The sequence below is a fragment of the Neorhizobium sp. BT27B genome, assembly GCF_050455485.1.
Lineage (GTDB): Bacteria > Pseudomonadota > Alphaproteobacteria > Rhizobiales > Rhizobiaceae > Neorhizobium.
In genome coordinates this window covers 52,630-78,795 of the sequence record NZ_JBCIYT010000002.1, presented here as the reverse complement: position 1 = coordinate 78,795, position 26,166 = coordinate 52,630, and the positions used below count along the sequence as shown (strand labels likewise).

Sequence of the window (26,166 nt, the reverse complement as noted above, 5' to 3'; positions counted from 1 at the left end):
AGTACTTGATGAGGATGCCAGACCAGCTCTCGTTCCAGCAAGACCAGGGAGCCAGTGATCCGGAAATCACTCTGATCGATTTCGACGCCATTCTGTCGATGATCCGCCGGCAATGGCTGATCATGGCGGCGATGGTCGTCGTTTTCGCAGGCCTCGGCTTTGCCTATGTCTCGACGACAGTGCCGCAATTCACCGCCTATACCAGCCTGATCATGGATCGTGGCAATAGCGGCGTTGTCACCGACATGACGGAAACCCAGTCGCGCGTCACGGTGGATGACGAGGCGACCATTCTCAGCCAGCTGGAAATCATCAAGTCCGACAGCGTCGCCGATCTGGTGATCGACAAGCTGAACCTCACCCAGAACCCGTCTTTCATGGGCGCATCCGGTTTTTCGATCGGCAAACTGCTCGGGCCTCTCAACGTCATGCAGTGGTTGCGCTCCGACGCCGAGGTGGAGGAAGACAACAGGGCCATCGCCCGCAGCGTTCTGCAAAAGAACATGGCAGTGGCGCGCAGCGGCCAGTCCTATGTCATCAATCTCGGCTACACTTCGGCCTCCGCCCAGCTTTCCTCCGAGATCGCCAACACCTATGCCAGCGTCTATCTGCTGGACAAGTTCAATGCGCGTTTCGATTCCACCCGCCGCGCCAGTGAATGGCTGGAACTGCGTCTGGCCGAGTTGAAACAGCAGGTGATGGATTCCGACCTTGCCGTGCAGAAATTCCGCCGCGACAACGGCCTGATCGCCGCCAAGGATGGCCTGCTCGTCAATGAGCAGCAGCTGTCGGAACTCAACAGCTCGCTGATCGTGGCACAGGCCGATACCGCCCGCGCGCTGGCGAAATACAATCGCATCCGCACCATCGTCAACGAACGCCGTTCCGATGCGCTGGTGACCGATGCGCTGGTCAATTCGATTTCCGCCAACCTGCGCGACAAATATCTCACGGCATCCCGCAAGCAGGCCGAGATTTCCCAGAAATTCGGCGAGAACCATGTGCAGGCCATCCGCCTGCGCGGCGAGATGGAGCAATACGAACAGCAGATGTTCGAGGAGCTCGGCCGCATCGCCGAAAGCTATCAGAGCGAACTCGACGTCGCCCGCGCCAAGCAGAAATCGCTGGAGGAAAGCGTCGCCAGCTCCACCTCGGTCTCGGCGCTTGCCGGTGAAACACAGGTACAGCTGCGCGAGCTGGAACGCTCGGCCGAAAGCTACAAGACCCTCTATCAGACATTCCTCGCCCGTTATCAGGAAGCCCTGCAGCAGCAATCCTTCCCGGTGACGGAAGCGCGCGTCATCACCAAAGCCACCCCGCCGATCAAGCCGAGCAAGCCCAACAAGCCGATGCTGATGGTGCTGTTTGCATTCTTCGGCCTGATGGTCGGCGCCTCGATCGGCGGCTTTCGAGAGTTCCGCGACCGCTTTTTCCGCACCGGCGATCAGGTGCGCGACCAGCTGGGGCTGGAATATCTGGGCCTTGCCCCTCTCCTCACCAATCTGCCGCCACCGTCCAACAGCAGCGAACCGGCACGCCCCGGCGTCATTCGTCCGCTGAACAACGCCTATCGCTATTGCGTGGACCATCCGCTGTCGCAATTTGCTGAAACGCTGAGAAGCGCCAAGATCGCCGCCGACCTGTCTTTCTCCGGTGAAGGTGCAAAGGTGATCGGCGTCGTCTCTGCCCTGCCCGGCGAAGGCAAGACGACGATTTCCGCCAATCTTGCCGGCCTGCTCGCCATGCAGGGCTCGCGCACGCTGCTCATCGATGCCGATCTGCGCAATCCGGGTGCGACGCGTGCCCTTGCCATGCATGCCGAACGCGGCATTCTGGAAACGCTCACCAATAACGAGCCGCTCGACCAGACGCTGATGTTCGATCCGCAGACCCACCTCGCCTTCCTGCCGGCAGTGGTGCGCCGTCGCGTGCCGCATTCTTCCGATCTTCTGGCATCGCCGGTCATGGGCCGGATCATGGAAACGCTGCGGCGCAATTTCGACTACATCATCGTCGACCTGCCGCCGCTCGGCGCCGTCGTCGATGCCCGCGCCATCAGCCCGATGCTGGATTCCATCGTCATGGTGGTGAAGTGGGGCGAAACCTCGCCGGCCGTTGTCCGCAACACGCTGTTTTCGGATGCCGAACTGCATGCCAAGTGCATCGGCGTCATCCTCAACAAGGTCGATATGGAAAAGATGAAGCTCTACGGCCAGCATGGCTCCAACGAGTATTATCACAGCCAGTTTTCCAATTATTACCACGAGAAATGAGCCGTAGCCGCGGCTCGTTTCGGCAGCAGAAAACGCTTCCAACGGATACCGAGGGACGATGAACTGACGATCGTCAAGTGCCGCCAACCCACTGCGCTTATTACGAAATTCTGCATAAAGGCTAATTTGCAGGCGATCTCGGATGCGACCGAAACACTGTCACAAAAAATACGAAAATTATTCGCTTTACCGCTTGTGCGAGACAAGCGGCTCGATTATAGAAACCCCCGCTGGACACGGAGTGTAGCGCAGTCTGGTAGCGCACCACGTTCGGGACGTGGGGGTCGCAAGTTCGAATCTTGCCACTCCGACCAGCCAGAATAACCCCGCTCACGCGGGGTTTTTTCGTTTTGGGCCTGCCGCTTCTCCCGCCCACGACGACACCGCCAGTCCGGCAAAGCCGGTCCCAAAAATCGCCGAAATCCGGCCACGAAACAATCACACTTCATTCATTCACGGTTCACCGCCCAAGGTGCCAAATCCCCTCACCCCAAAAGGAGGGATATGACATGCGCGGATTGATTTTGAGCGCCGGAATCGTTCTCGGAACACTGCTTGGCGGCGGCGCCAACGCGATGCCGATCGGGCAACCGGCAGCACCAGCAGCAGCAGCGGTGCAGAATGTTGATTATGCCTGCGGACGTGGTTTTCACCTGTCTCCCCGCGGCTTCTGCCGGCCCAATCGGCCACCACCGCGTTATGAGCGCCGCTGGGATCGGCACGAGCACTGGCGAGACCGACGTGATCGCCGGGAATGGCGTGAACGCCGCGAACGCAGGGAATGGCGTGAACGCCGCGAACGCAGAGAATGGCGGGAGCATCGCCGCGACAGAGATTATCGCGAATATCGCGAGTGGTAATGAACCCAGGGCCCTTCCGGAAACGGCAGGGCCTTTTTCATGAGAATGTCATTGCATGGTCTGTTCGCAGAAAAGGCGCAAGGGACAAGGCACCTTCATCACCTCCTTCGATTGTGATCGGCGCCGGTTTGCAATTTGAGGCCAATCACCCGATATTAATGATCGTTACTGGACGTGACGGAGGACGATCATGAAGCCTTGGATTGTCATGGGGTTGCTGTTCGCCGCAGTTCTCGCCGCTCGCTGGTTGCTCTGGGCCTATCCCGGCGTCACTGAAGCGTCCGCGCATATCGGCTGGCTGTTCCCCAGTTTGTCAGTAAGCTGAACGTCGTCGCAGACGCCTTTCCGATCGAGCCAAAATCGTTTTTGAAGAGCCGGTGAAGCCAGGCCAACGTTCTCCGATTGTAACGCGGTGTTGCGGTAAGTGATTAAACCTTGGGGCAGATAAGGCGTTATAAGCTGAGCCGCAAAGGAGCAGCCATGAACGCCAAAATACGTCTTGAGGTTTTCGGCTGGATCATCGGAATGGCTGTGACGGTCGCATGGCTTTCTATGCCGCTCTGGTTGAACAGCTAGGATTTCTTGGCCCGCCTTACCGGGTAAGGCCACCTGCAATTGATCGCGGGGGATCCGGATGTTCCGAACCTCCCCCGCAACGTCGCAAATAGCGACTTGATCAGCAGACGTTTCGGTGCTCGGCGCCTCCTCCCCTATTCATATCATTGCGTCGCCTGCATGCCTTGATCGGCAACAGCGGAACTTCTCGGCTCTCATCGGGTTGACCATGCGATGCCTTTTCGAAGGCCACCGGTTTCAAACAGCGAGGAGCAGCTTCATGGAAAACAGCCAACCGCAGGCCCGTCGCGGCATGGTCAAATTCGTCATCACAATCTTTCTCATCGCCATCGTGATTGCCGGCATCTATCTGCTGGGCTTCACCCCCGGCGAGGCTTGAACCACAAACGCATGACGTCAAAGCAAAAGCCCCGGCGGGTAACCGCCGGGGCTTTCGTCATATCCAATGGCAATGTCGGTCACACCGTGCCGGCACTATCCGAACTGTTGTCCAGCGCCCGGCTGAGGCCGAGTGCGACGAGCGTACAGATCGCGCCGGAGATCAGGTAACCACCGATGAAGATGATACCGAAATTGCTGGCAAGACCGAGCGCCACCAGCGGCGCGAAACCTGCCCCGACCAGCCAGGCAAGGTCGGACGTAAAGGCGGCACCGGTGTAGCGATACCCCTGGCTGAACCGGAACGACACCGAGCCGGAGGCCTGGCCGAAAGACAGGCCGAGAATACCGAAACCGATGATGATGAACGCATCCTGTCCGGCCGGACCCGCATCGAGCAGGAACGGGGCGGTGAAGCTGAAGATGGCGATGATGATCGCCCCGATCAGCAACTGGCCGCGACGGCCGATCCGGTCGGCCAGCATGCCCGACAGGATGATAGTCATGACGCCGACGACGGCACCGGCAATCTGCACGAACAGGAACCCTGCCGCCGGCTGGCCACCGTAAAGCGTCACCCAACTGAGCGGAAAGATCGTCACCAGATGGAACATCGCAAAGCTTGCCAGCGGCACGAAGGCACCGAGCATGATGTCACGACCATGCTTGTTCAGCGTCTCCAGTATCGGACGCGCTTCCAGCTCATGGTTTTCCAGCTGTGCGCCAAACTCCTTGCTGGCAACGATACGAAGCCGCGCAAACAGCGCCACGACGTTGATGGCAAAAGCCACGAAGAACGGGTAACGCCAGCCCCAGCTCAAAAAGTCCGCGTCGGACAGGTTGGCGACGAAATAGCCGAACAGCATGCTGGCCATCGCAAAACCGATCGGTGCGCCGAGCTGCGGGATCATCGCATACCAGCCACGCCGATTTTTCGGTGCGTTCAACGACAGAAGCGAGGCCAGACCATCCCATGCGCCTCCCAACGCAAAGCCCTGGCCCATACGGAATATCGCCAGCAGGATCACCGACCACATGCCAACCGTTTCGTAACTCGGCAGAAAGGCGATCGATGCGGTTGATCCGCCAAGGATCAGCAGCGCCGTCGTCAGCTTGGTGCCGCGGCCATAAACGCGGTCGATCCACATGAACACGACCGAGCCGACCGGGCGGGCCAGAAATGCCAGCGAAAAGACGGCGAACGAATAGAGCGTTGCGGTGACCGGATCAGGCGCGAACGAAAACACCAGACGCGGAAACACCAGAACGGATGCGAGACCGTAGACGAAGAAATCGAAGAATTCGGACATGCGGCCGATGACGACGCCGATGGCGATATTGCCAGGCGAGACCGGCTTGTCCTCATGCATATGCCTGACGTCATTTTCGGCAGACGTCGACGAGGGTATTGCGACAGCGGTCATGAATTGCGTCCTCCTTCGCTTTCAATTCCGGTACCAACAAAGAGATGATGTCGGTGAATGCGGCCAGCAATCAAGAACATTCTGATAAAGTCATGCAGATTTAGATTATTTGACTAACTTCAAATGCCCTTCCGCCTTGGCTTTGCCCCATTCCCGCCTTATTTGGAAAACGCCTGCGGTGTGGGGCTTATGCGTCACGGAATGATTTTCGACGTCGTTCGTTCCCTTGCGCAAGCGCATTTTTTGTTGCGATGCGACGAAACACCTCATAGAGGCTACGGCGACGCTGCATTAGTCAAAATAAACAAATGCGAATTTCGAACAGAAAGATGCCTAGGTTGTTGAAGCTTGTTTCTCGCCTCTGTGCGCTCGCCATCCCCCTCGCACTTGCCGGCTGTGACATGGTCGTCATGTCACCCTCGGGGGATATTGCGGCGCAGCAGAGGGATCTCATCGTCGTATCCGTGCTGTTGATGCTTCTCATCATCGTACCGGTACTTTTCCTGACCCTGTATTTCGCATGGCATTATCGCCATTCGAACACCAAGGCGCGATATGAGCCCAACTGGCATCATTCTACGCGCCTCGAAGTCGTGATCTGGTCGGCTCCGCTGGCCATCATCATCGTACTCGGCGCCATCACCTGGATCAGCACCCACAAGCTCGATCCGTACCGTCCGCTGGACCGGCTCGATGCAGAGCGCCCGATCCCGGCCGAGACAAAGCCACTGGAAGTGGAAGTTGTCGCGCTCGATTGGAAATGGCTGTTCTTCTATCCCGAATACGGTGTTGCCACCGTCAACGAGATGGCAGCACCGGTCGATCGCCCGATCACCTTCAAGATCACCGCATCGTCGGTGATGAACTCGTTCTACGTTCCGGCGCTGGCAGGCATGATCTACGCCATGCCGGGCATGGAAACGAAGCTGCACGCCGTCATCAACAAGGAAGGCGTGTTCGATGGTCTGTCGGCCAACTATTCGGGCGCCGGCTTCTCGCACATGCGTTTCAAGTTCCACGCCGTCACCAATGACGGCTTCGACGGCTGGATCGCCCGCGTAAAGCAGAATGGCACCGCGCTGAGCCGCGACGCCTACCTGAAGCTTGAAAAGCCGAGCGAACGCGAACCCGTTCGTTATTACGCCACCGTCGAGGATGGCCTCTATAACCGCGTTCGCAACATGTGCGTTACCCCCGGCAAGATGTGCATGAACGAAATGATGCATATCGACATGATGGGCGGCGCTGGCGTTGAAAGCCACGAGAACCGCGAAAAGCTGAAATACGACAACCGCCACGCTGGCGAAGTCGGCCACGGCACCGGTTCCGGCATGGGTGACACCGTTCCGGCCACCGGCGAACCGGCCCGCAGCGAACCTGCTCCGCACGAAGGCCATTCGGCGGCACCAGCCGAAAGCAACAATGGGACGCCGGCACCGGCCCAGCTCAACAGCAATTGAATCTGGCGCGTCGCGTCCCTTTAAGAAATCAATGAACGGGTTACTCCATGTTCTCCAATCCTGACCTTGCCAAATGGATTTTTGGGCGGCTGACACTTGATGCCATCCCCCATGAACCAATTGTCATCATGACTTTCTTCGCGGTTGCCCTTGGCGGCATCGCGGTCGTCGGCCTCATTACCTACATGAAATGGTGGGTTCCGCTGTGGCGGGACTGGGTCACCAGCGTCGATCACAAGAAGATCGGCATCATGTACATCATCCTCGCCATCATCATGCTGTTCCGCGGCTTCGCGGATGCGGTGATGATGCGTATCCAGCAGGCCATCGCCTTCAACGGCAACGAGGGTTATCTCAACTCTCACCACTACGACCAGATCTTCACCGCCCACGGCGTGATCATGATCTTCTTCGTGGCCATGCCGTTCGTCACCGGCTTCATGAACTATGTCGTGCCGTTGCAGATCGGCGCACGCGACGTGTCCTTCCCCTTCCTGAACAACTTTTCGTTCTGGATGACCACGGCCGGCGCAATCATCATCATGATCTCGCTGTTCGTCGGTGAATTCGCACGCACCGGCTGGCTGGCCTATCCGCCGCTTTCGGGCGCGGATTACAGCCCGGGCGTCGGTGTCGACTATTACATCTGGGGCCTTCAGGTCGCCGGTGTGGGCACGACGCTTTCCGGCATCAACCTGATCGCCACCATCGTCAAGATGCGCGCTCCGGGCATGGGCTTCATGAAGATGCCTGTCTTCACCTGGACCTCGCTCTGCACCAACATCCTGATCGTCGCCACCTTCCCGATCCTGACCGCAACCCTCGTGCTCTTGTCGCTCGACCGTTACGTCGGCACCAACTTCTTCACGAACGACCTCGGCGGTAACCCGATGATGTACGTGAACCTGATCTGGATCTGGGGCCACCCGGAAGTCTACATCCTCGTCCTGCCGGCCTTCGGTATCTTCTCCGAAGTCGTTGCGACCTTCTCCGGCAAGCGCCTGTTCGGTTATGCCTCGATGGTCTACGCAACCTGTGTGATCATGGTTCTGTCCTACCTCGTATGGCTGCACCACTTCTTCACCATGGGTTCGGGCGCATCGGTCAACGCCTTCTTCGGCATCACCACGATGATCATCTCGATCCCGACGGGCGCGAAGATGTTCAACTGGCTGTTCACGATGTACCGCGGCCGTATCCGTTACGAAGTTCCGATGTACTGGACGGTCGGCTTCATGGTCACCTTCGTCATCGGTGGTATGACCGGCGTCATGCTGGCAATTCCGCCGGCCGACTTCGTGCTCCACAACTCGCTCTTCCTCATCGCCCACTTCCACAACGTCATCATCGGCGGGGTGCTGTTCGGCCTGATGGCGGGCGTCACCTACTGGTTCCCGAAGGCTTTCGGCTACAAGCTCGATCCTTTCTGGGGCAAGATGTCCTTCTGGTTCTGGCAGATCGGCTTCTTCTTCGCCTTCATGCCGCTCTACGTTCTCGGCCTGATGGGCATCACCCGCCGCGTCAGCCAATTCGAAGATCCGTCCCTGCAGATCTGGTTCATCATCGCTGCCTGTGGCGCCGGTATGATCGCTCTCGGCATCGCCTCCTTCGTCATCCAGCTCGTCGTCAGCTACTTCAAGCGCGAACAGCTGAAGGACGTCACCGGCGACCCGTGGAACGGCCGTACTCTGGAATGGGCAACGTCTTCGCCGCCGCCGGACTACAACTTCGCGCTCACCCCGATCGTCTATGACCACGACAGCTGGGATGACATGAAGGCGCGCGGTTACGTTCGCCCGACCGAAGGCTTCCGCAAGATCCACATGCCGAAGAACACCGGCACGGGTGCCATCCTCAGCGGTCTCAGCGTCGTCCTGGCGTTCGCCCTGATCTGGTACATCTGGTGGCTCGCCATCGTTGCCTTCGTCGGCATCATCGCAGTCTCGATCGCCCATACCTTCAACTATGATCGCGATTTCTACATCCCCGTGGAAGAAGTCATCGCGACGGAAGGCAAGCGCACTGAATTGCTTGCAAAGCAGGTGTCCTGAACATGAGTGAGATCAACACACAGACGGCCGAAAAGCCGGAATTCTACCTGACGGAAGACCACCACCCGGAAAATTCCACCAATCTGGGTTTCTGGCTCTACCTGATGAGCGACTGCCTGATCTTTGCAGTGCTGTTCGCCACCTACGCCGTGCTCGGCCGCAACTATGCGGCCGGCCCTTCGCCGGCCGACCTGTTCGACCTGAAGCTCGTCGCCATCAACACCGCGATGCTGCTGTTCTCGTCGATCACCTACGGTTTCGCGATGCTGCAGATGGAGCGCGGCGCCAAGCAGGAAACCCTGTTCTGGCTCGGTATTACCGGTCTGTTCGGCCTCGCGTTTCTGGGTCTGGAACTCTATGAGTTCTACCACCTGATCCACGAGGGTGCGACGCCGCAGCGTTCGGCCTTCCTGTCGGCCTTCTTCACGCTGGTCGGCACCCACGGTCTGCACGTCACTTTCGGCATCATCTGGCTGATCACGCTGATGGTGCAGGTCTCCAAGCGCGGTCTGATCCCGGAAAACCGTCGTCGCCTGATGTGCCTGTCGATGTTCTGGCACTTCCTCGACGTCGTCTGGATCGGCGTGTTCTCTGTTGTCTATCTCATGGGAGTAGTCGGATGAGCTCTAACGCCCCTTCGCACGAAGATGCACACGATGCGCATCACGCCCACAGCCATGGTCACGAGGCCAGCCACGGTTCGCTGAAAAGCTACGTGATCGGCTTTGTCCTGTCGGTCATCCTGACGGCGATCCCGTTCTGGCTGGTGATGGGCGAAGTGATTGAAAGCAAGGCCGCTCTGGTCGCTGCGATCATGATCCTCGGCGCCATCCAGATCGTTGTTCACATGGTGTACTTCCTGCACATGAACACCAAGTCGGAAGGCGGCTGGACGATGATGGCCCTGATCTTCACGATCGTCATCGTCGCCATTGCGCTCGCCGGTTCGCTGTGGGTCATGTACCACCTGAACACCAACATGATGCCGGCCATGTCGCCGGAAATGATGCGAAACCTGCCCTGACGGGTGGTTCTTCAAGGGCGGCTTCGGCCGCCCTTTTCTTTTGATGCTGCGGCACATGCCGCCAAAGTTTGACGGCACAACTGCCCATGTCCTCCTCCGAAAATACATCCGAAAGCTCCAGGCCGGCCGGCAAGGGCCGCATCATCCTGTTCGTGGCGATGCTGGTCGTGACCGCCGCAACTACCGCGCTCGGCGCCTGGCAGGTGCAGCGACTGTTCTGGAAACTCGATCTCATCGCCCGCGTCGATGCCCGCATCCACGCCGAACCGGTCGCCCCTCCCCCGGCATCCGAAAGCGTGACTGCCGCAAACGACGAATACAAGCATGTTCGCGTCTCGGGCACCTATCTCAACGACAAGGAAAGCTTCGTTCAGGCCGTCACCGCGCTTGGCCCCGGCTTCTGGGTGGTAACACCGCTCGCCACCGCCGACGGTTCGCATATCCTGATCAACCGCGGTTTCATTCCCGCCGATCGTCGTGACGTCTCAAAGCGCGCCGAAGGACAGGTGGAAGGCCAGACAGAAGTCACCGGCCTGTTGCGCATCAGCGAACCGGGCGGCGGCTTTCTGCGCGAGAACGATTCCGCCAATGACCGCTGGTACTCCCGCGATGTGGCTGCCATCACGGCCGCCAAGGGCGTTTCTCCGGCTGCACCCTATTTTATCGATGCAGAGGCAAATCCCGCACTGCCGCAAGCGCCGGTCGGTGGACTGACGGTGATCAAATTCCCCAACAACCATGCCTCCTACATCTTCACATGGTTCGCTCTGGCGATCATGTCGGCAGCAGCAGCCTTCTATGTGCTGCGTGGCCATTGGCCATTCATGCGTAAGAAGACGAAAGCCTGAAACGACAAAGGGCGCTCGACCCTTTCGGGGAGCGCCCTTGCCTACCCGGACAGTTTCGAAAGCGATCGCTGGACGCATGACGCGCAGGGGGCTCGCAGAAAACTATCGAAACGGGTGGTAGGCCTTAGATGCGCATGCGGCATCTCATTTTCAAGACGTCTCTCATAAACGCCCGCAACAGAACGCTCACTGAAGCCTGTAGCCACGCCAGGCGCCGGGCGACATCCCGGTTTCACGCAGGAAAGCGCGGGAAAGGTGGCTATGGTCGGAGAAACCGCAGCGATGCGCGATCGTCTGCAGACTGAGCGACCTCTGGCTGAGCAGGTCCTTGGCGCGAGCGATCCTGACATGCATCAGCCATTGATGCGGTGTGTAACCAGTCGCCTCGCGAAAGCCGGCCGACAGATGCCGGGGCGAAACACCGGCGGCGGCGGCAATCAGCGAAATCGAAAGGTTCTTCTGCAGGTTCTCCAGCACGAAATCCTTCGCAGCCTTCAGTTGCGCATCCGACAACAGGCTGGGTGGTTTGCGGCACGCCGCCTCCATACCCGACAGATGGCCGTAATCATGCAGAAGATGGGTGCATAGCGCGATGGCCATATGCCTGAGCGTCGCCGCCGCAGCCAGATCCGGCCGTTCGAACAGCGGCAGCAATGCTTGCCCCACATATCCGATCATTGCATCGACTTCACCACGCCGGCAATGCAGACCGCAGGCCGTCAGATCGCTCAGGAGGTCACCCATTTCATCGAAGAGGTCGTATGGAATAACGAATGCCAGCGAGTCCAGCCGGGAGAGCAGCATGATCGAGGCGCCCTCCTTGAGATCGACCAGGCAGACGGAGCCTCGCGGGTATAGCTTTGCCTTGGTAAGCGAACCATCCAGACGGATATCGCAGTGACTGACATCGCTCAGATAGAGCATGAGGAAATAGGCATTTTCGGCCGGTAACCGCACGGGAACCGGCACACTGCCCGAAACTTCTCTTCTCAACCGCGTCACGGTAAGAGACGCACTTTTTACGGGAACAGTCGTCAGACAGGGTGCACCGGCGATACCGAAATAGCGGCCGACCTCCCCTTTTTCATGAGCGAATGTTTCCAATGACTTCACAGGAAATCCCTTGAGTACACGGCCAACAGATCAACGGAACAAAGCGAGCATAATGTAGAGCCCACAACCGCGCAACCATCAATAAAAAGCAATCAATAAGTGTATATATAAAATCTTGGCATCACGAGCCTGACATTTGGCAGGTGATTTCTGGTTAAGCGTCCACCGGCCGCATGACAATCGGCAATTCCGTTTAAGTAACATATTTTTGCCGACTTGACGAATGCGATCTGCCAATTGTGCATCGGCCGAAGTCTGTCCGCGCAAAACCGCAGGCATGACAAAAAGGGGAGAACCGCATTGCGGCGCTCCCCTCTGTCTCAATCATAATGTCTTCAAGGCGGCCCGTTTCCGTCAGGCCGGGGACGAGATCAGAACTCGGTCCAGTTCTGCTCGACGGCAACGGCGGCATTGCCGTTGAAGGCGTTGGCGACCTTGCGCACCATCGACCGGGCCGGCGAGGCAACCGGTGCGTCTTCGCGGCGGGCAACGCGGGCCAGCTGTGCCTCACCCAGCTTGAACTGGGAAAGCAACTCGCTCAGCGATGCAACCTCACGGGCAAGGCCATGGCTTGCGGCCGTCTGTTCTTCCACCATCGCCGCATTCTTCTGGGTTTCCTGATCCATGGAATTGACGGCGGTGTTGATCTGCTGAAGACCGGTGGACTGTTCCTGCGCGCTTTCGACGATCGCCGCCACGTGACGGTTGATCTCCTGCACCTCGACCACGATCTTTTCCAGCGCCCGGCCGGTATCACCGACCAGATCGACACCTTCCTGAACCTGCTGGTTCGACGCGTTGATCAGGGTCTTGATTTCCTTGGCAGCGTTGGCCGAACGCTGCGCCAGTTCGCGCACTTCCTGTGCGACCACGGCAAATCCCTTGCCGGCTTCGCCAGCACGGGCAGCTTCGACACCTGCGTTCAGCGCCAGAAGATTGGTCTGGAAGGCGATGTCGTCGATGACACCGATGATGTTGCCGATTTCGCCCGAAGACTTTTCGATCTTCTCCATGGCGATAACGGCACGGCGCACGACTTCGCCGGAATGCTCGGCTTCCTGACGGGTACGGGAAACCAATGCACCTGCCTCCTGTGCACGCTTGGTGCTGTCCTTCACCGTGGTGGTGATCTCTTCCAGCGCGGCGGCGGTTTCTTCCACGGCGGCGGCCTGCTGTTCGGTACGCTTGGCCAGATCGTCGGCCGCAGCCTTGATCTCGTTGGCACCGGCATCGATGCCGCGGGCATTGTTGGCAACGCTCTTCAGTGCATCCTGCAGCTTGGCGGCAGACGCATTGAAATCGGTGCGTACGCCATCCAGCGAGACGGCAAAACCGTGCTCGATGCGGTAGGCGACATTGCCATCCGAAAGCTGCGACAGGCCGGCTGCCAGATTGTCGACGGCGAACTTCACGTCCGCAGCTTCGCGGGCTTTTGCGGCTTCGCGATCGATGCGTTCCTGTTCGGACAGGCTGCGGTTGGCGGCAGCTTCCTTCTCAAGGTTGATGCGCTCGATGGCATTGCTGCGGAAAACCGCGACAGCTTGCGCCATCTGACCGACTTCGTCCTTGCGCTCCATGCCGGGAACCTCGGAAACGGTCTCGCCACCGGCAAGTGAAATCATCCGCGCCCGCAGACGGTCGATAGGGCTGGAGATACCGCGCGAGGCAACGAACAGTGCCGCGACGATGCTGGCGGCAAAGATCAGGCCCAGGCTGACCAGCGAGGTGATGATCAGCTTGGTCACCGACGTGGTGATGGCATCAGCTTCGGCGATGACGGCCTTGGCATTGGCAACGTTCCAGTCGCGCAGATCATCGCGCAGCTTGCCGATCGACGGGTCGACGCTGGCCAGAATGACCTTGGCGTCGGAAAGCTTTCCATCCTTGATCAGGGCAACGGCCTTGTCGGTCTCCGTCGTGATGACGCGAGCGCGATCTTCAAATGCTCCAAGCGTCGCAGTCTGCTCGGGGATCAGTTTTTTGGCATTGGCAAAGCGCGCAAAGATGGCGCCCTTGCCGCTTTCGTAGTTCTTGGCGGCGTATTCGCGAAACTCCGAAGACGCGTCATACACCATCAACTGGTAAGCGCTGTATGCCATCGAATTGACCGAGGATGCGGCGCGCGACACATCCGTCGCCGCCACGCTGTCTTCAGAAATGAAGGAATAATAGCGGTCGTCGGAGTTGTTGTAGCTGTAAGACATGATGCCGATGCCGGCGATGCCGACCGCACAGATCGGCAGAATAAGAGACAGTATTTTCGTGCGAATTTTCGCATGAGACAGAAAAGACATGGCACACCACGAGGCGGGCGAGTTCCGTGACGCGTCGCGGAAACTCACTGGGTGAAGGAAATTGGGGAGGCTGACATCGCGCTGGAACAAGCCGCTCATCGGCTCGATCGGACGCTAGAACGAAGATGATTAATCGGTGATTAAACCAGACTTTAATCAAATCAAATTTGTTGCATTACTGATGATTTTCTACGAAACAATATACCATAAGCGGCGCAACGCCAGAGAAAGGCACTCATTACGTGTATTCCGCGCCGTCACCAGCTCACATCCGGAAATGCATTCAGCGGAATTTTCAGGTAACGCCGGCCATCATCTTCCTCGGCCGGAAGCGCACCGGCATTGAGATTGACCTGCAGCGCATGCAACAGCAGTTTCGGGAATGGCAGTGACGCATCACGCGCCTTTCGGGCTGCGATGAAATCCGCACCATCGCCTCGCAGATGAATGTTCTTCGCCTTCTGTTCGGCAACCGTGCTTTCCCACAGCGGTTCGCGGCCGTCGGGACAGTAATCGTGACCGGTGAACAGGCGCGTGTCATTCGGCAGGGCAAGGATCTTTTCGATCGAGGCCCAAAGCGTCTCGGCACTGCCACCCGGAAAATCGGCGCGGGCAGAACCGCTATCGGGCATGAACAGCGTATCGTGAATGAAGGCGGCATCACCGATCACATAGGTGATCGATGCCAGCGTATGGCCGGGCGAATGCATCACCTGCACCGCCATCTCGCCGATCGCAAAACGCTCGCCATCGGCAAACAGCCGGTCCCATTGCGAACCATCACAGGCGAGTTCCGGCAGGTTATAAAGCTTGCGCCACAGCGCCTGCACCTTCACCACCTCGGCACCGATCGCAGTCGGCACACCGGTCTTTTCTTTCAGGTAGGTCGCAGCCGAAAAATGGTCTGCATGCGGATGGGTATCGAGGATCCATTCAAGCGAAAGCTTTTCCGCTTCGATATAGGCAAGGATCGCGTCGGCATGACGGGTGGCGGTCGATCCCGACTTCTCGTCGTAATCCAGCACCGGATCGATGATCGCACAGGCCCGCGTCTTCGGGTCCGCCACCACATACTGGATGCTGCCGGTGCGCTCGTCGTAAAAACCCTTGACCAGCGGATGCGCCAAAACCGTCATACGATACCTTTCCTGCTTTCAGCGATATCCCTAACCGATTGGCCGGAAGATCGAAACCCTGTGGGTGCCAAACGCAAAAGGCCCCGACGAGCGGGGCCTTTCACATAAATTCGGGACGGTTCTTAGAGGGCGAGGCCCGGAGCCATCTTCACTTCACCGGCAGGTGTCGCCGGCTTGCTGTAAGCGGCCGGGTCCATGGCCGGCGATGCGATGGCAAGCTGCAGGCGCTCTTCGGTAGCGGCCCATTCCTTGGCCAGCATGTCCGGGTTTTCGTTCAGCTTCTTGCCGTAGCTCGGAACGATAGCATGAACGCGTTCCTGCCATTCCGGCGTCTTCAGCTTTTCACCAAACACCTTCTTCAGGACGTCGAGCATGATCGGGGCAGCGGTGGAAGCTCCCGGCGAAGCGCCAAGCAGAGCCGCGATCGTGCCGTCCTCGGATGCAACGATTTCCGTGCCGAGTTTCAGCTGACCGCCCTTTTCAGGATCGTTCTTGATGATCTGTACGCGCTGGCCAGCCTGCCAGTAGCGCCAGTCCTCAGCCTTGGCATTCGGGAAGTAGACCTTCAGCGCGTTGAGACGGTCTTCGTCCGACATCATCAGCTGGCCGGCGAGATACTGCACGAGGCTGAACTCATGCGTACCGACCGTCAGCATCGGCCAGATGTTTTCGAGCGTGACCGAGGCTGGCAGATCGAACAGCGAACCTTCCTTCAAGAACTTGGTCGAGAAAGTAGCAAACGGTCCGAACAGGATGTGGCGCTTGCCATCGAACACGCGGGTATCGAGATGCGGCACCGACATCGGCGGAGCGCCGGTCTCTGCCTGGCCATAGGCCTTGGCGAGGTGCTGGTTGACGATTTCCGGGTTGTCGCAGACGAGGAACGAGCCGCCGACCGGGAAACCGGCATAGGCGTCACCTTCCGGAATGCCGGACATCTGCAGAAGCGGCAAAGCACCGCCGCCGGCGCCGAGGAAGACGAATTTTGCCTTCACGACGGTGGTGTCACCGGTCTTGGTGTTGGAGTAGGTCACGCTCCAGGTGCCGTCATCGTTCTTGACGATATCCTCGACTTCCGAAGAAGTGCGCAGCGCGAACTGCTGCTGGCTCTTCAGATGCGCAACGTACTGGCGGGTGATCTCGCCAAAATTGACGTCGGTGCCGAGCGGGCTCCAGGTGACGGCCAGCTTCTGGTTCGGATCGCGGCCTTCCATCATCAGCGGAACCCACTTGGCGATCTGCGCATGGTCGTTCGAGAACTCCATGCCGGCAAACAGCGGGCTGGCCTTCAGCGCTTCATAGCGCTTGGCGAGGAATTCGGTGTTCGCGTCACCCCAGACGAAGCTCATGTGCGGGGTGGAGTTGATGAACGAACGCGGGTTCTTCAGAACGCCCATGTCGATCTGGTGCGACAGGAACTGGCGGGTGATCTGGAACCACTCGTTGATCTCGATCGCCTTGGTAATGTTGACATTGCCCTTGGCATCCATCGGCGAATAGTTGAGTTCGGCGAGTGCCGAGTGGCCGGTGCCGGCATTGTTCCAGCCGTTGGAGCTTTCCATCGCCACGTCGTCGAGGCGCTCGATCATCTCGATCTTCCAGGTCGGCTCGAGCTGCGAGAGCAAAACGCCGAGCGTCGCGCTCATGATGCCGCCACCGATCAGCAGCACATCGACGGTGCCGTCGGAAGCTTGGCTCTGTGCCCAGGAAGGCACGGTGCTGACGCCGATCGCGGCGGCGCCCGTGGCGGCCGAGCCGAGAAGCTGGCGGCGGCTGAGCACCAGATTGCTGGACGTGGAATTGTCGGTATTGTTCTTATTGGAAGGCATACTAGACCTCGGTTTGGTTTCGGACTGCCTGACGGAGGGCCTTCAAGGAAGGTCACGACAGTGACATCTGCGCCCGCGACGTCTTGTCGCGCAGTGGTCACGCGGGGTTTGCGCCTTCGATTTGACAAACGCCATTAAATTGGAATTTAAGAATTCACGCAGAAGCCGGGTCCGGATTGGATTTCAATTGTCATTGATCGACGGTAAACACCCGCAATCAACGCCCGCAGCTTCGCGCGGCTAAAGAGTAACCGCCGCCGTAAGCTCTATGGCGCATCGTGACGATGGAAGTGGACGGCCTCGATGGCACCACAGATGGAAGCCAGGCACACGCCATGACCAAGGTCGTTCTGATCGAGGATGATGCCGATACCGCACAGGATATCTGCGCCGAACTGAGAGACTCCGGGTACGTGGTGGACTGGGCAGCCGACGGTCTGACCGGACTGGAGATGGCACGCGCCGCCGATGCCGATGTGCTGGTCATCGACCGCATGCTTCCGGGCATGGATGGTCTTGCTGTCATCGATACGCTGCGCCGGGAAAAGATCCGCACGCCGGTTCTGGTGCTGAGTGCGCTTGGCGCCGTCAACGACCGCGTCAAAGGTCTTCGCGCCGGTGGTGATGACTATCTCAGCAAGCCGTTTGCCGTGCTTGAACTTGTTGCCCGCATCGAGGCACTTTTGCGCCGGCCGGCCGACACCTCGGCCAAGACGCTGCGCGTCGGCCCGCTGGAAATCGACCTGATCGAGCGCAGCGCCAATCGCGCCGGCCGCGAGATCGAGCTTCTGCCGCGCGAATACAAGCTGCTCGAATACATGATGCGCCACTGTGAACAGCTGCTCACCCGCGCCATGCTGTTCGAAGAGGTGTGGAAATACAAGTTCGTGCCCGACAGCAATCTCGTCGATGTGCATATGGGCCGCCTGCGCCGTAAGGTCGATGCTTCGGGTGAAGCAGCGATGATCTCCAATATCCGGGGAGAGGGATTTGTCCTTCGCGCGCCTGATTGATTGGGTCTGGAACTCGACCTTTCGCTACACGGTCGTACTGTTCGTGGCGATCGCCGTCGCGGTCATGGCCAGCCTCATCTTCGCCTATGTGAACACCAGCCGCGAACTGGTGTCATTTCTGGACGGACTGATCATCCAGGAATCGGATTCGATGGTTGCGCAGGCCAAAGAAGGGCACCTGACGCAATATGAAGAACGGCTGCGTCAGGATCCACGCCGCTACAAGCCGACCGGCCTGTTTGCGCCGACAGGTGAACGCATTTCCGGCAACATCCTGCGCTGGCCGGCGGGCCTCGAAGTCGATCAGGCCCCCATCCAGGCCGAAATCCACCGTTTTGGCCCCGGCTGGAAAATGATCCAGCCGTCGCGCGCGCTTGCCCGACGGCTTTCCGATGGCACGATCCTCGTCGTCGGCTGGAGCACCAAGGACAATGAACAAACCGCATTGGTGGTGGAGCGCGGCCTGATCTTTGGCCTGCTGCCGGCCTTTCTTCTCGGACTTGCCGCCTCGCTGCTGTTTGCCGCCCGAACCCAGCGGCGTATTCGCGAAATGCAGTTGCGCGCCGCCGAGATCGTTGCAGGCGATTTCGCCCGACGGCTTCCGACCCGCAACAGCGAAGACCCGCTCGACAAGCTGGCGCAGATTGTCAACGGCATGCTCGACGAGATCCAGACGCTGGTCGAAAACCTCGCCGCAATCGGCGACGACATTGCCCACGATCTTCGCACACCGCTTGCACGCGTGCGGATCGGGCTGGAACGGGCAAAACACAGCGCCACGACTCCCGAGGAATTTCAGGCCGCAACCGACCGCGCCATGGCCGGTGTCGATCACGCCATCTCGATCGTCACGGCACTCCTGCGCATCCGCGAGATCGAACAGACCCGCCGTTTCCAGGCCTTTGGCAGCGTCGATCTCGCTGAACTGATCACCGAGGTCGGTGAACTCTACGAGCCGTTTGCCGAGGAGAAAAAACTGGCGCTGACGGTTCACACCGATATTCAAGCCAGCGTCCAGGGTGACCGCGACCTGCTGTTCGAGGCCATCGCCAATCTCGTCGACAATGCCGTGAAATACACGCCGGAAGGCGGCCGGATCGATGTCGCATTGGCATCAGAAGGCGGCCACACGGTCATCCGCGTGCGCGACACCGGGCCGGGCATTGCCGAAAACGAACGTGAACTGCTGGCCCAGCGTTTCTACCGCTCAGACCGCAGCCGCCACACCAAGGGACTTGGCCTCGGCCTGACGCTGGTGGCGGCAATCGTCAAGCTGCACGGTTTTCGTTTCGAGATTAAGTCGGGCGGAGGATTTGTCGCGGGGATCGTGGTGCCGCAGGATGGGGGTTGAGCGCGGAAACGGATGAGTTTTCTCTGCGCTCCCTTCGATCTCCCCCCATGTGGGGGAGATGTCACCGAAAGGTGACAGAGGGGGGTATGCGACGGCGCGGCATATGACAGAAAAGCGGTATTTGCGCCAGGATTATCCCCCTCTGCCCTGCCGGGCATCTCCCCCACATGGGGGGAGATCGGATGGGCGCACCCTTGATATTCCCACTTCAATTCTACCGCGAAAACTCCATCACCATCTCATGCCAGGCCAAGCCGCCATGGTCCGACTCCGATGGCTTCACATAACGATAGCCGAATTTTTCATAGAGCCCGACATGGCTGTCACGGCACATCAGATGAATGGTCTTCTTGCCCATCGCCCGCATGCGCGCGATGAACTCCCGCATCAGCAGCGTCGAATATCCCTGCCCCTGAAAAGCCGGATCTACCACCACCGACATGATCACCACATTTTCCGCATCCGGATCGTGCCCGACCAGTTCCTTGAACGCCTCATCCGCCATCACGACGTTGTCCGCGCCGCCGCTATTGATGAAACCGACGATGCGGCCACCGAGCTCCAGCACCAGAAACCCTTGCGGATATTCACCGATCCGCAACGCGATCTTGTCCAGCGTCGCCGCCTCGTCGCCCTCGTAAGCGGAAATCTCGATCTCGTAACAGCGCGCCGCATCCGCCGGCACGGCATCGCGAAACAGCGGTTCGGGCGTCATTTGCCGACCAGAATGCCGGCCTCGACGGCGGCGGCGACAAAGGCCTGACGCGCGTCCTCGTCCGGGCGCTTGCCCTTGGAGACATCGGCAAAGATCAAAAGCGCCTTGTCCAACGCCGGTTCGTCCTCGATCGGCCAGTCCTCGATCATCGCCCAGGAGGCCGCCTGTGTCGTGTCGATCGACGTTTCGACCGGCGGTTCGCCGATCATTACCACGACCGGTTTGCTCCAGGGTTTCTGCATCATCTCAAGTCCCGTTCTGAAAGTCGCCCCTCTTAGAGCCTTTCAGCGGAGAATGTAATCGGGAAACTCGGCGCTGATCACATCGATGATCGACAGCGTGCCGGACAGGTGTTTTCGAAGCGCCGCCGTCGCCACATCGGCCTTGCCGGAGCGAACGCCTTCGACGATCGCCTCGTGATCGGAAAGCACCGTCTGCATCTTGCCCGGCATCGGCAGGTTCAGCCGCCGCAAACGGTCGAGATGCACGCTCTGGCGCCGCACATTCGCCCATAGCTGCTCGATGCCCATGCGCTCAAAAAGATGCCGGTGGAATTCGCGGTCGATCTCGTCGAACCGGTCATAGGTTTCCGGCGTCGCCACGGCCCGCTGGCGCAACAGGATTTCGGAAAGTTCCGCCGCCGTTGCCTCCGGGCGATCCTCCGTCAGTCGCCGCACCGCCTCCAGTTCGATCGACAGCCGCAAGAACTGCGCCTGGCGCGCATGGCCGATATCGATCTTGGCGACCACGGTGGCATATTGCGGATAGACATCGACCATGCCCTCCTCCTGCAGCCGCATCAGCGCATCACGCACCGGCGTCTGGCTGACCCCGAATTCCATTTGCAGGCTGGAGCGCGACAGGACCGTGCCGGGCACCAATTCCACTTTCAGGATGCGCTCCCGCAGGATTTCATGCACCTGCAAGGCCACCTGCCGCGACCGATCCAACTGCCCGCCCCTCACCATTCCACTCATGCTGTCGATCCACCCTTTCTCTAGTCACTTGCATTAAAACACAGTTTTCGGGTTGATGCACTGATGTTTTAGTGCTTCAATGCCGTTATTCGCTTTGGGAGAGGCGAGAACCGGGCCGGATCTTCATCCGCGTCCGCACCGTGGAGGAGGAACCATGCGACTGCTGATATGCGGCGTCAACACGCCAGTCACGACCGCCCACGCGCCCTAGCAGGCGCCCGCCATTCACCTTCCAGATCATTGTTAGACGGCCCCTCGAAGCGGGCCAAGCCGGAAAAGGCGCGGACCTTTCACGGCACCTAAAAAGGTCGATTGCCATGCCAGAAAGCCCCCTGCCCAAGACGAAAACGCCCGAAACCTTGAGAAGCGCCCGCTGGTTCGCGCCCGACGACCTGCGCTCTTTCGGCCACCGCTCGCGCATGATGCAGCTCGGTTATTCGGAGGAAGAGTTTCGCGACAAGCCGGTGATCGGCGTGCTCGACACATGGTCCGAACTCAACACCTGCCATGCGCATTTCAAGGAACGCGTGCAGGATGTGAAGCGCGGCGTGTTTCAGGCCGGCGGTTTTGCCGTGCAGATGCCGTCGCTGTCGCTGGATGAAAGCTCACTGAAACCCACATCGATGCTTTACCGCAACATGCTGGCCATGGAGACGGAAGAGATGATCCGCGCCCATCCGCTCGATGGCGTGGTGCTGATGGGCGGCTGCGACAAGACCACACCCGGCCTCGTCATGGGCGCGATCTCGGCCGGCGTGCCGATGATCTACCTGCCCGCCGGCCCGATGTTGCGCGGCAATTACGCCGGCAAGATTCTGGGCTCCGGTTCGGACGGCTGGAAATACTGGGACGAACGCCGCGCCGGCAATATTACCGACGAGGAATGGCTGGGCGTGCAGGGCGGTATCGCCCGCTCGGCCGGCACCTGCATGACCATGGGCACCGCCTCGACCATGACGGCGATTGCCGACGCCATGGGCCTGACGCTGCCCGGCGCGTCCTCCATTCCGGCCGTCGATGCCAACCACCAGCGCATGGGCGCCGATTGCGGCCGCCGCATCGTCGACATGGTCTGGGAAGACCTGACGCCGGATAAAATCGTCACCGACGCCGCCTGTCGCAATGCCGCGATCGTCGCCATGGCTACCGGCTGTTCCACCAATGCCGTTGTACATCTGATCGCCATGGCCCGCCGCGCCGGTGTTGACCTCACGCTCGACGATCTCGATGCGCTCGGCCGCGTCACGCCTTTGATCGCCAATGTCCGCCCGTCGGGCAAAGACTATCTGATGGAGGACTTTTTCTATGCCGGCGGGTTGCGGGCACTGATGAAACAGATGGAAGACCGGCTCGACCTATCGGTCATGACCGTCACGGGCCGCACCATGGGTGAAAATCTCGAAGGCGCAAAAGTCTATAACGACGACGTCATCCGGCCGCTCTCCAACCCGGTCTATCACGAAGGTTCGCTTGCGGTGGTGCGCGGCAATCTCTGCCCCAACGGCGGCGTCATCAAACCGGCCGCCTGCGACCCGAAATATCATGTGCATCAGGGCCCGGCCATGGTGTTCGACAGCTACCCGGAGATGAAGAAGGCGATCGACGACGAGAACCTCGATGTCACGCCCGACCATGTTCTGGTGCTGCGCAATGCCGGCCCGCTCGGCGGCCCCGGTTTTCCCGAATGGGGCATGCTGCCCATCCCCCAGGCACTGATCAAGAAGGGCCATCGCGACATGCTGCGCATTTCCGATGCCCGCATGTCCGGCACATCCTACGGCGCCTGCGTGCTGCATGTCTCGCCGGAAAGTTTTATCGGCGGGCCGCTGGCGCTCCTGAAAAACGGCGACATCATCCGTCTCGATCTGCCCAATCGCTCACTGGACATGCTGGTGAGCGACGAGGAACTGGCGCGCCGCAAGGCCGAATGGAAGGCGCCCGAACCGCGTTTCCAGCGCGGCTATGGCTGGATGTTCTCAAAACACGTCACCCAGGCCGATCAGGGCTGCGATTTCGATTTTCTGGAAACCGGCTTCGGCCAAAAGGCCGGCGAACCGGACATCTATTGAGGAGGAAAATTATGACCGATTACGTGCTGAGCGAAACAACACGCGAGAAATTCAAGAAGATTTCCACCGCATCACTGGCCACCGCCATGTTCAAGCGCGGCTTGCGCAACCAGTTCATCCAGGGTGTCGTGCCGGTTTCGCCGAAGACGGAAACCATGGTCGGACAGGCGTTTACGCTGCGCTACATCGTGGCGCGTGAGGACCGCAACCCTATCACCGTGTTCCGCAATGCCGACCATCCGCAGCGCGTCGCCATCGAAACCTGCCCGGCCGGCCAGGTGCTTGTCATGGACAGCCGCAAGGACGCCCGCGCCGCCACGGCCGGCTCGATCCTGATCACCCGGCTGGCGCTTCGCGGTGCCGCCGGTGTCGTCACCGATGGTGGTTTTCGCGATGCAGCCGGCATCGGCGCGCTCGACATGCCGTCCTATCACGCCCGCCCGTCGGCCCCGACCAACCTCACCCTGCACGAGGCGATCGACATCAACGTGCCGATCTCCTGCGGTGATGTCGCGGTGTTTCCGGGCGACGTTCTGGTCGGCGACAATGACGGCGTGATGGTCATCCCAGCGCATCTGGCCGAGGAACTGGCGGATGAATGCACGGCGATGGAAAGCTACGAGGCTTTCGTGCTCGAACAGGTCAATGCCGGCACGCCGATCATCGGGCTTTACCCGCAGACCAAGGACGAGTTCCGCGACAAATACGAGGCGTGGCGCAAGGCAAACGGCCGCTGACCACACCGCCTGCTCCGCGACACAGACGAGAAACGCATGGCCCTCCCGGCCATGCGCTTCTTGCGTTTCAGGCACCCGACAAACACCGGAACTCCCGAAAAAGCTGTAATTCCAACAGCCTCACACGTCCGTCCGAAATTGCGTATATGCAAACCGTAATTTGTCATACTGATCCGCACGGAATATTGACATCTAAGCGTTTTTTAGTGGTATAAAGATTACAACATAAAACTGGTACCATGACATGCTCGCCATTCTCGCAGACGATCTGACCGGCGCGCTGGACTCCGCGGCCCCCTTTGCCGGACGTGGTCTGCGCACCGAGGTGGCTTTGGCCCGCGAAGCGATTGCCGGCATCGTCGCGGATAGTCCCGACGTCATCTCCATCAATCTCAACACCCGCGAGATCGGCGCGGATGAAGCCCGCGAAACAACCGCTGCGGTGATCGCCCTGCTGCCGCCGGGCACGCGCCTGTTCAAGAAGGTCGATTCCCGCCTCAAGGGCAATATCGTCGCCGAACTCGACGCCACTCCGTTTTCGCGCGCGCTGGTCGCCCCCGCTATCCCGGAATTCGACCGGATCGTCGAAGGTGGTGCCGTTCGCGGTTTCGGCGTCGACACACCGATCGTCATCGCCGAAAAGCTCGGCCCCCATGCGGCCCACGCAACGACACCCGGCACAGGCACATCCGCCGACATGGATGCCGTGCTCGATGCCGCACAGACAGACGGCACCGACCTTTTGATCGGCGCACGTGGCCTTGCCGAAGCGCTGGCCCGCCGCATGACGCAAAAGCCCGAGGCAAAACCGGCAAACATCCCGACCGGCCGCGCCACCTTTGTCATCGGCTCGCGCGATCCGATCACGCTTGCCCAGATCGATGCATTGCGCGCCGGCCATGATCTTGATTACCGCGCGGCGCCGAATGGCCGGATCACCGACACACCGAATGCCGATGCGGCACTGACGCTGGTTCAGGCAACACCGGGCGCGAGCGACATCAATCCGGCGCTGGTCTCGGAAGCACTGGCCGAGGGCCTCAAGAACAGCCTTTCGGATTACAAGGGCACGCTGCTTCTTTCCGGTGGCGCCACCGCCGAAGCGGTCATGCGTGCGCTTGGCGTTACCCGTTTCACCCTGCATGGCGAATGCCTGCCAGGCCTTGGGCTTGCGTCGAACGAGGGACGCTGCATCATCGCCAAATCGGGAGGATTTGGCGGGCCGGAGACGTTGAAGAGGATTGCGGACATGGTCCTGGGGAGGGCAATTTGAAGATGGGACTGGAAACGGGAACCGCCCGCAAGGGCTTGGCCGATATCGTGTTCGAACGCATGCTGCGCGCCATCAAATCCGGCGCCTACAAGCCGGACGAACGCCTGCCGACCGAACATGATCTTGCCGCCGAATTCGAAGTATCGCGCCCGGTCATCCGCGAGGCGCTGAAACGCCTGCGCGACCAGAGCCTGATCTATTCCCGCCGTGGCGCCGGCAGCTTTGTGCGCTCCGTGGGCCTGCGCAATCCGCTCGGTTTCGGCCAGCTGGAAAACGTCGCCGATCTTTTGAACTGTTACGAGTTCCGCCTGACGCTGGAACCGGCCGCCGCCGCGGCCGCCGCCACCCGCCACGATGCCGACAGCCTGAAGGCGATCCGGCAGGCACTGGAACTGCTGCGCGACGCCACAAACCGCCAGTCACACCGCGAGGATGCCGACTTCAAGTTTCACCTCGCCATCGCCCGCGCTGCCCAGAACAACTATTTTTCGACCGCCATGGAAGCGCTGAAAGACCACATCGCCGTTGGCATGAAGTTTCACGGCGCCTCGATCAAGCGCGAGGCCTCCGGCCTGACGCGTGTGTTCGGCGAACACGAAGCGATTGCCGCAGCCATCGCCAACCGCGATGAGGATGAGGCGCGGCGCCTGATGCTGGAGCATTTGAAGGGGTCGCGCGAACGGCTGTTTCAGTCGTCGCATCAGTAGGATTGACCGGCGAACAAGGACCGCTAAAGCCCCTCCGCCGTCATCCCAGGGCTTGTCC

General features: G+C 59.8%; 22 protein-coding genes and 1 tRNA gene. 15 read left to right on the top strand and 8 right to left on the bottom strand.

The annotated features are described in order from the left end of the window. Window positions 1–8: 8 nt before the first annotated feature. From AAIH70_RS05855 to AAIH70_RS05840, 4 genes are all read left to right on the top strand, one after another. Window positions 9–2,273 carry a polysaccharide biosynthesis tyrosine autokinase gene (locus AAIH70_RS05855; protein WP_132271264.1) on the top strand — a complete coding sequence of 755 codons (2,265 nt, stop codon included), beginning with the start codon at window positions 9–11 and terminating at the stop codon, window positions 2,271–2,273. A gap of 237 nt (window positions 2,274–2,510) precedes the next feature. Next, window positions 2,511–2,587 (top strand) — tRNA-Pro (locus tag AAIH70_RS05850). Window positions 2,588–2,782: 195 nt separating this feature from the next. Beyond that, a complete protein-coding gene (locus AAIH70_RS05845) occupies window positions 2,783–3,133 on the top strand; it encodes a GCG_CRPN prefix-to-repeats domain-containing protein (protein WP_132271263.1) in 351 nt (116 codons plus the stop codon). A gap of 190 nt (window positions 3,134–3,323) precedes the next feature. After that, window positions 3,324–3,458, top strand: a complete 135-nt coding sequence (locus AAIH70_RS05840) for a hypothetical protein (RefSeq protein WP_281033511.1) — start codon at window positions 3,324–3,326, stop codon at window positions 3,456–3,458. Window positions 3,459–4,167: 709 nt separating this feature from the next. On the opposite strand, the gene AAIH70_RS05835 is transcribed toward AAIH70_RS05840, so the two are convergent. Then, a complete protein-coding gene (locus AAIH70_RS05835) occupies window positions 4,168–5,511 on the bottom strand; it encodes an MFS transporter (protein WP_132271262.1) in 1,344 nt (447 codons plus the stop codon). A gap of 329 nt (window positions 5,512–5,840) precedes the next feature. Here AAIH70_RS05835 and cyoA point away from each other — a divergent pair, with 329 nt between their 5' ends. The 5 genes from cyoA (at window position 5,841) to AAIH70_RS05810 (ending at window position 10,894) form a co-directional block, all read left to right on the top strand. After that, on the top strand, window positions 5,841–6,971 hold the full coding sequence (gene cyoA / locus AAIH70_RS05830) for a ubiquinol oxidase subunit II (protein ID WP_132271261.1): 1,131 nt from the start codon (window positions 5,841–5,843) through the stop codon (window positions 6,969–6,971). A gap of 47 nt (window positions 6,972–7,018) precedes the next feature. Next, window positions 7,019–9,022 carry a cytochrome o ubiquinol oxidase subunit I gene (gene cyoB / locus AAIH70_RS05825; RefSeq protein WP_132271260.1) on the top strand — a complete coding sequence of 668 codons (2,004 nt, stop codon included), beginning with the start codon at window positions 7,019–7,021 and terminating at the stop codon, window positions 9,020–9,022. A 2-nt stretch (window positions 9,023–9,024) separates the two neighbouring features. After that, window positions 9,025–9,645, top strand: coding sequence for a cytochrome o ubiquinol oxidase subunit III (gene cyoC, locus AAIH70_RS05820; protein WP_132271259.1), 621 nt, complete (start codon window positions 9,025–9,027; stop codon window positions 9,643–9,645). Further along, window positions 9,642–10,046 (top strand): cytochrome o ubiquinol oxidase subunit IV, encoded by a 405-nt coding sequence (gene cyoD / locus AAIH70_RS05815; protein ID WP_132271258.1) that lies wholly within the window; start codon window positions 9,642–9,644, stop codon window positions 10,044–10,046. Before cyoC ends, cyoD begins: the two co-directional genes overlap by 4 nt. 86 nt (window positions 10,047–10,132) lie before the next feature. Continuing rightward, window positions 10,133–10,894, top strand: a complete 762-nt coding sequence (locus AAIH70_RS05810) for an SURF1 family protein (protein WP_132271257.1) — start codon at window positions 10,133–10,135, stop codon at window positions 10,892–10,894. Window positions 10,895–11,080: 186 nt separating this feature from the next. Here the strand turns inward: AAIH70_RS05810 and AAIH70_RS05805 are convergent, their stop codons facing one another. The 4 genes from AAIH70_RS05805 to mqo form a co-directional block, all read right to left on the bottom strand. Further along, complete coding sequence (locus tag AAIH70_RS05805; RefSeq protein ID WP_245518972.1) at window positions 11,081–12,007, bottom strand: helix-turn-helix domain-containing protein; 927 nt, start codon at window positions 12,005–12,007, stop codon at window positions 11,081–11,083. 371 nt (window positions 12,008–12,378) lie between these two features. After that, window positions 12,379–14,301 (bottom strand): methyl-accepting chemotaxis protein, encoded by a 1,923-nt coding sequence (locus AAIH70_RS05800; protein WP_132271256.1) that lies wholly within the window; start codon window positions 14,299–14,301, stop codon window positions 12,379–12,381. 257 nt (window positions 14,302–14,558) lie between these two features. After that, a complete protein-coding gene (locus AAIH70_RS05795) occupies window positions 14,559–15,437 on the bottom strand; it encodes an MBL fold metallo-hydrolase (protein WP_132271255.1) in 879 nt (292 codons plus the stop codon). Between the two features lie 122 nt (window positions 15,438–15,559). Further along, window positions 15,560–17,266: a malate dehydrogenase (quinone) gene (mqo, locus tag AAIH70_RS05790; protein WP_132271254.1), complete on the bottom strand. Its 1,707-nt coding sequence runs from the start codon at window positions 17,264–17,266 to the stop codon at window positions 15,560–15,562. 335 nt (window positions 17,267–17,601) lie between these two features. Between mqo and AAIH70_RS05785 the strand changes: the two genes are divergently transcribed. Next, window positions 17,602–18,279, top strand: coding sequence for a response regulator transcription factor (locus AAIH70_RS05785; RefSeq protein WP_132271253.1), 678 nt, complete (start codon window positions 17,602–17,604; stop codon window positions 18,277–18,279). Beyond that, window positions 18,257–19,630: a sensor histidine kinase gene (locus AAIH70_RS05780; protein WP_245518971.1), complete on the top strand. Its 1,374-nt coding sequence runs from the start codon at window positions 18,257–18,259 to the stop codon at window positions 19,628–19,630. The genes AAIH70_RS05785 and AAIH70_RS05780 overlap by 23 nt, the downstream gene beginning before the upstream one ends. 214 nt (window positions 19,631–19,844) lie before the next feature. Here AAIH70_RS05780 and AAIH70_RS05775 read toward each other — a convergent pair whose 3' ends face one another. Genes AAIH70_RS05775 through AAIH70_RS05765 form a run of 3 tightly spaced genes read right to left on the bottom strand, consistent with a single transcriptional unit; the run spans window position 19,845 to window position 21,322 of the window. After that, the gene (locus AAIH70_RS05775) at window positions 19,845–20,345 is read right to left on the bottom strand and encodes a GNAT family N-acetyltransferase (protein ID WP_132271252.1); all 501 of its coding nucleotides are present in this window, start codon (window positions 20,343–20,345) and stop codon (window positions 19,845–19,847) included. After that, window positions 20,342–20,587, bottom strand: a complete 246-nt coding sequence (locus tag AAIH70_RS05770) for a DUF982 domain-containing protein (RefSeq protein WP_132272501.1) — start codon at window positions 20,585–20,587, stop codon at window positions 20,342–20,344. The genes AAIH70_RS05775 and AAIH70_RS05770 overlap by 4 nt, the downstream gene beginning before the upstream one ends. A 42-nt stretch (window positions 20,588–20,629) precedes the next feature. Further along, window positions 20,630–21,322: a GntR family transcriptional regulator gene (locus tag AAIH70_RS05765; protein WP_132271251.1), complete on the bottom strand. Its 693-nt coding sequence runs from the start codon at window positions 21,320–21,322 to the stop codon at window positions 20,630–20,632. A gap of 317 nt (window positions 21,323–21,639) precedes the next feature. Here AAIH70_RS05765 and araD point away from each other — a divergent pair, with 317 nt between their 5' ends. From araD to AAIH70_RS05745, 4 genes are all read left to right on the top strand, one after another. Further along, a complete protein-coding gene (araD, locus tag AAIH70_RS05760; RefSeq protein WP_430033581.1) occupies window positions 21,640–23,391 on the top strand; it encodes an L-arabinonate dehydratase in 1,752 nt (583 codons plus the stop codon). A gap of 11 nt (window positions 23,392–23,402) precedes the next feature. Further along, window positions 23,403–24,128, top strand: a complete 726-nt coding sequence (locus AAIH70_RS05755; protein ID WP_132271249.1) for a ribonuclease activity regulator RraA — start codon at window positions 23,403–23,405, stop codon at window positions 24,126–24,128. Between the two features lie 244 nt (window positions 24,129–24,372). Further along, on the top strand, window positions 24,373–25,401 hold the full coding sequence (locus tag AAIH70_RS05750) for a four-carbon acid sugar kinase family protein (protein WP_132271248.1): 1,029 nt from the start codon (window positions 24,373–24,375) through the stop codon (window positions 25,399–25,401). Window positions 25,402–25,403: 2 nt separating this feature from the next. Next, window positions 25,404–26,108, top strand: coding sequence for a FadR/GntR family transcriptional regulator (locus tag AAIH70_RS05745; RefSeq protein ID WP_132272500.1), 705 nt, complete (start codon window positions 25,404–25,406; stop codon window positions 26,106–26,108). Window positions 26,109–26,166: the final 58 nt, after the last annotated feature.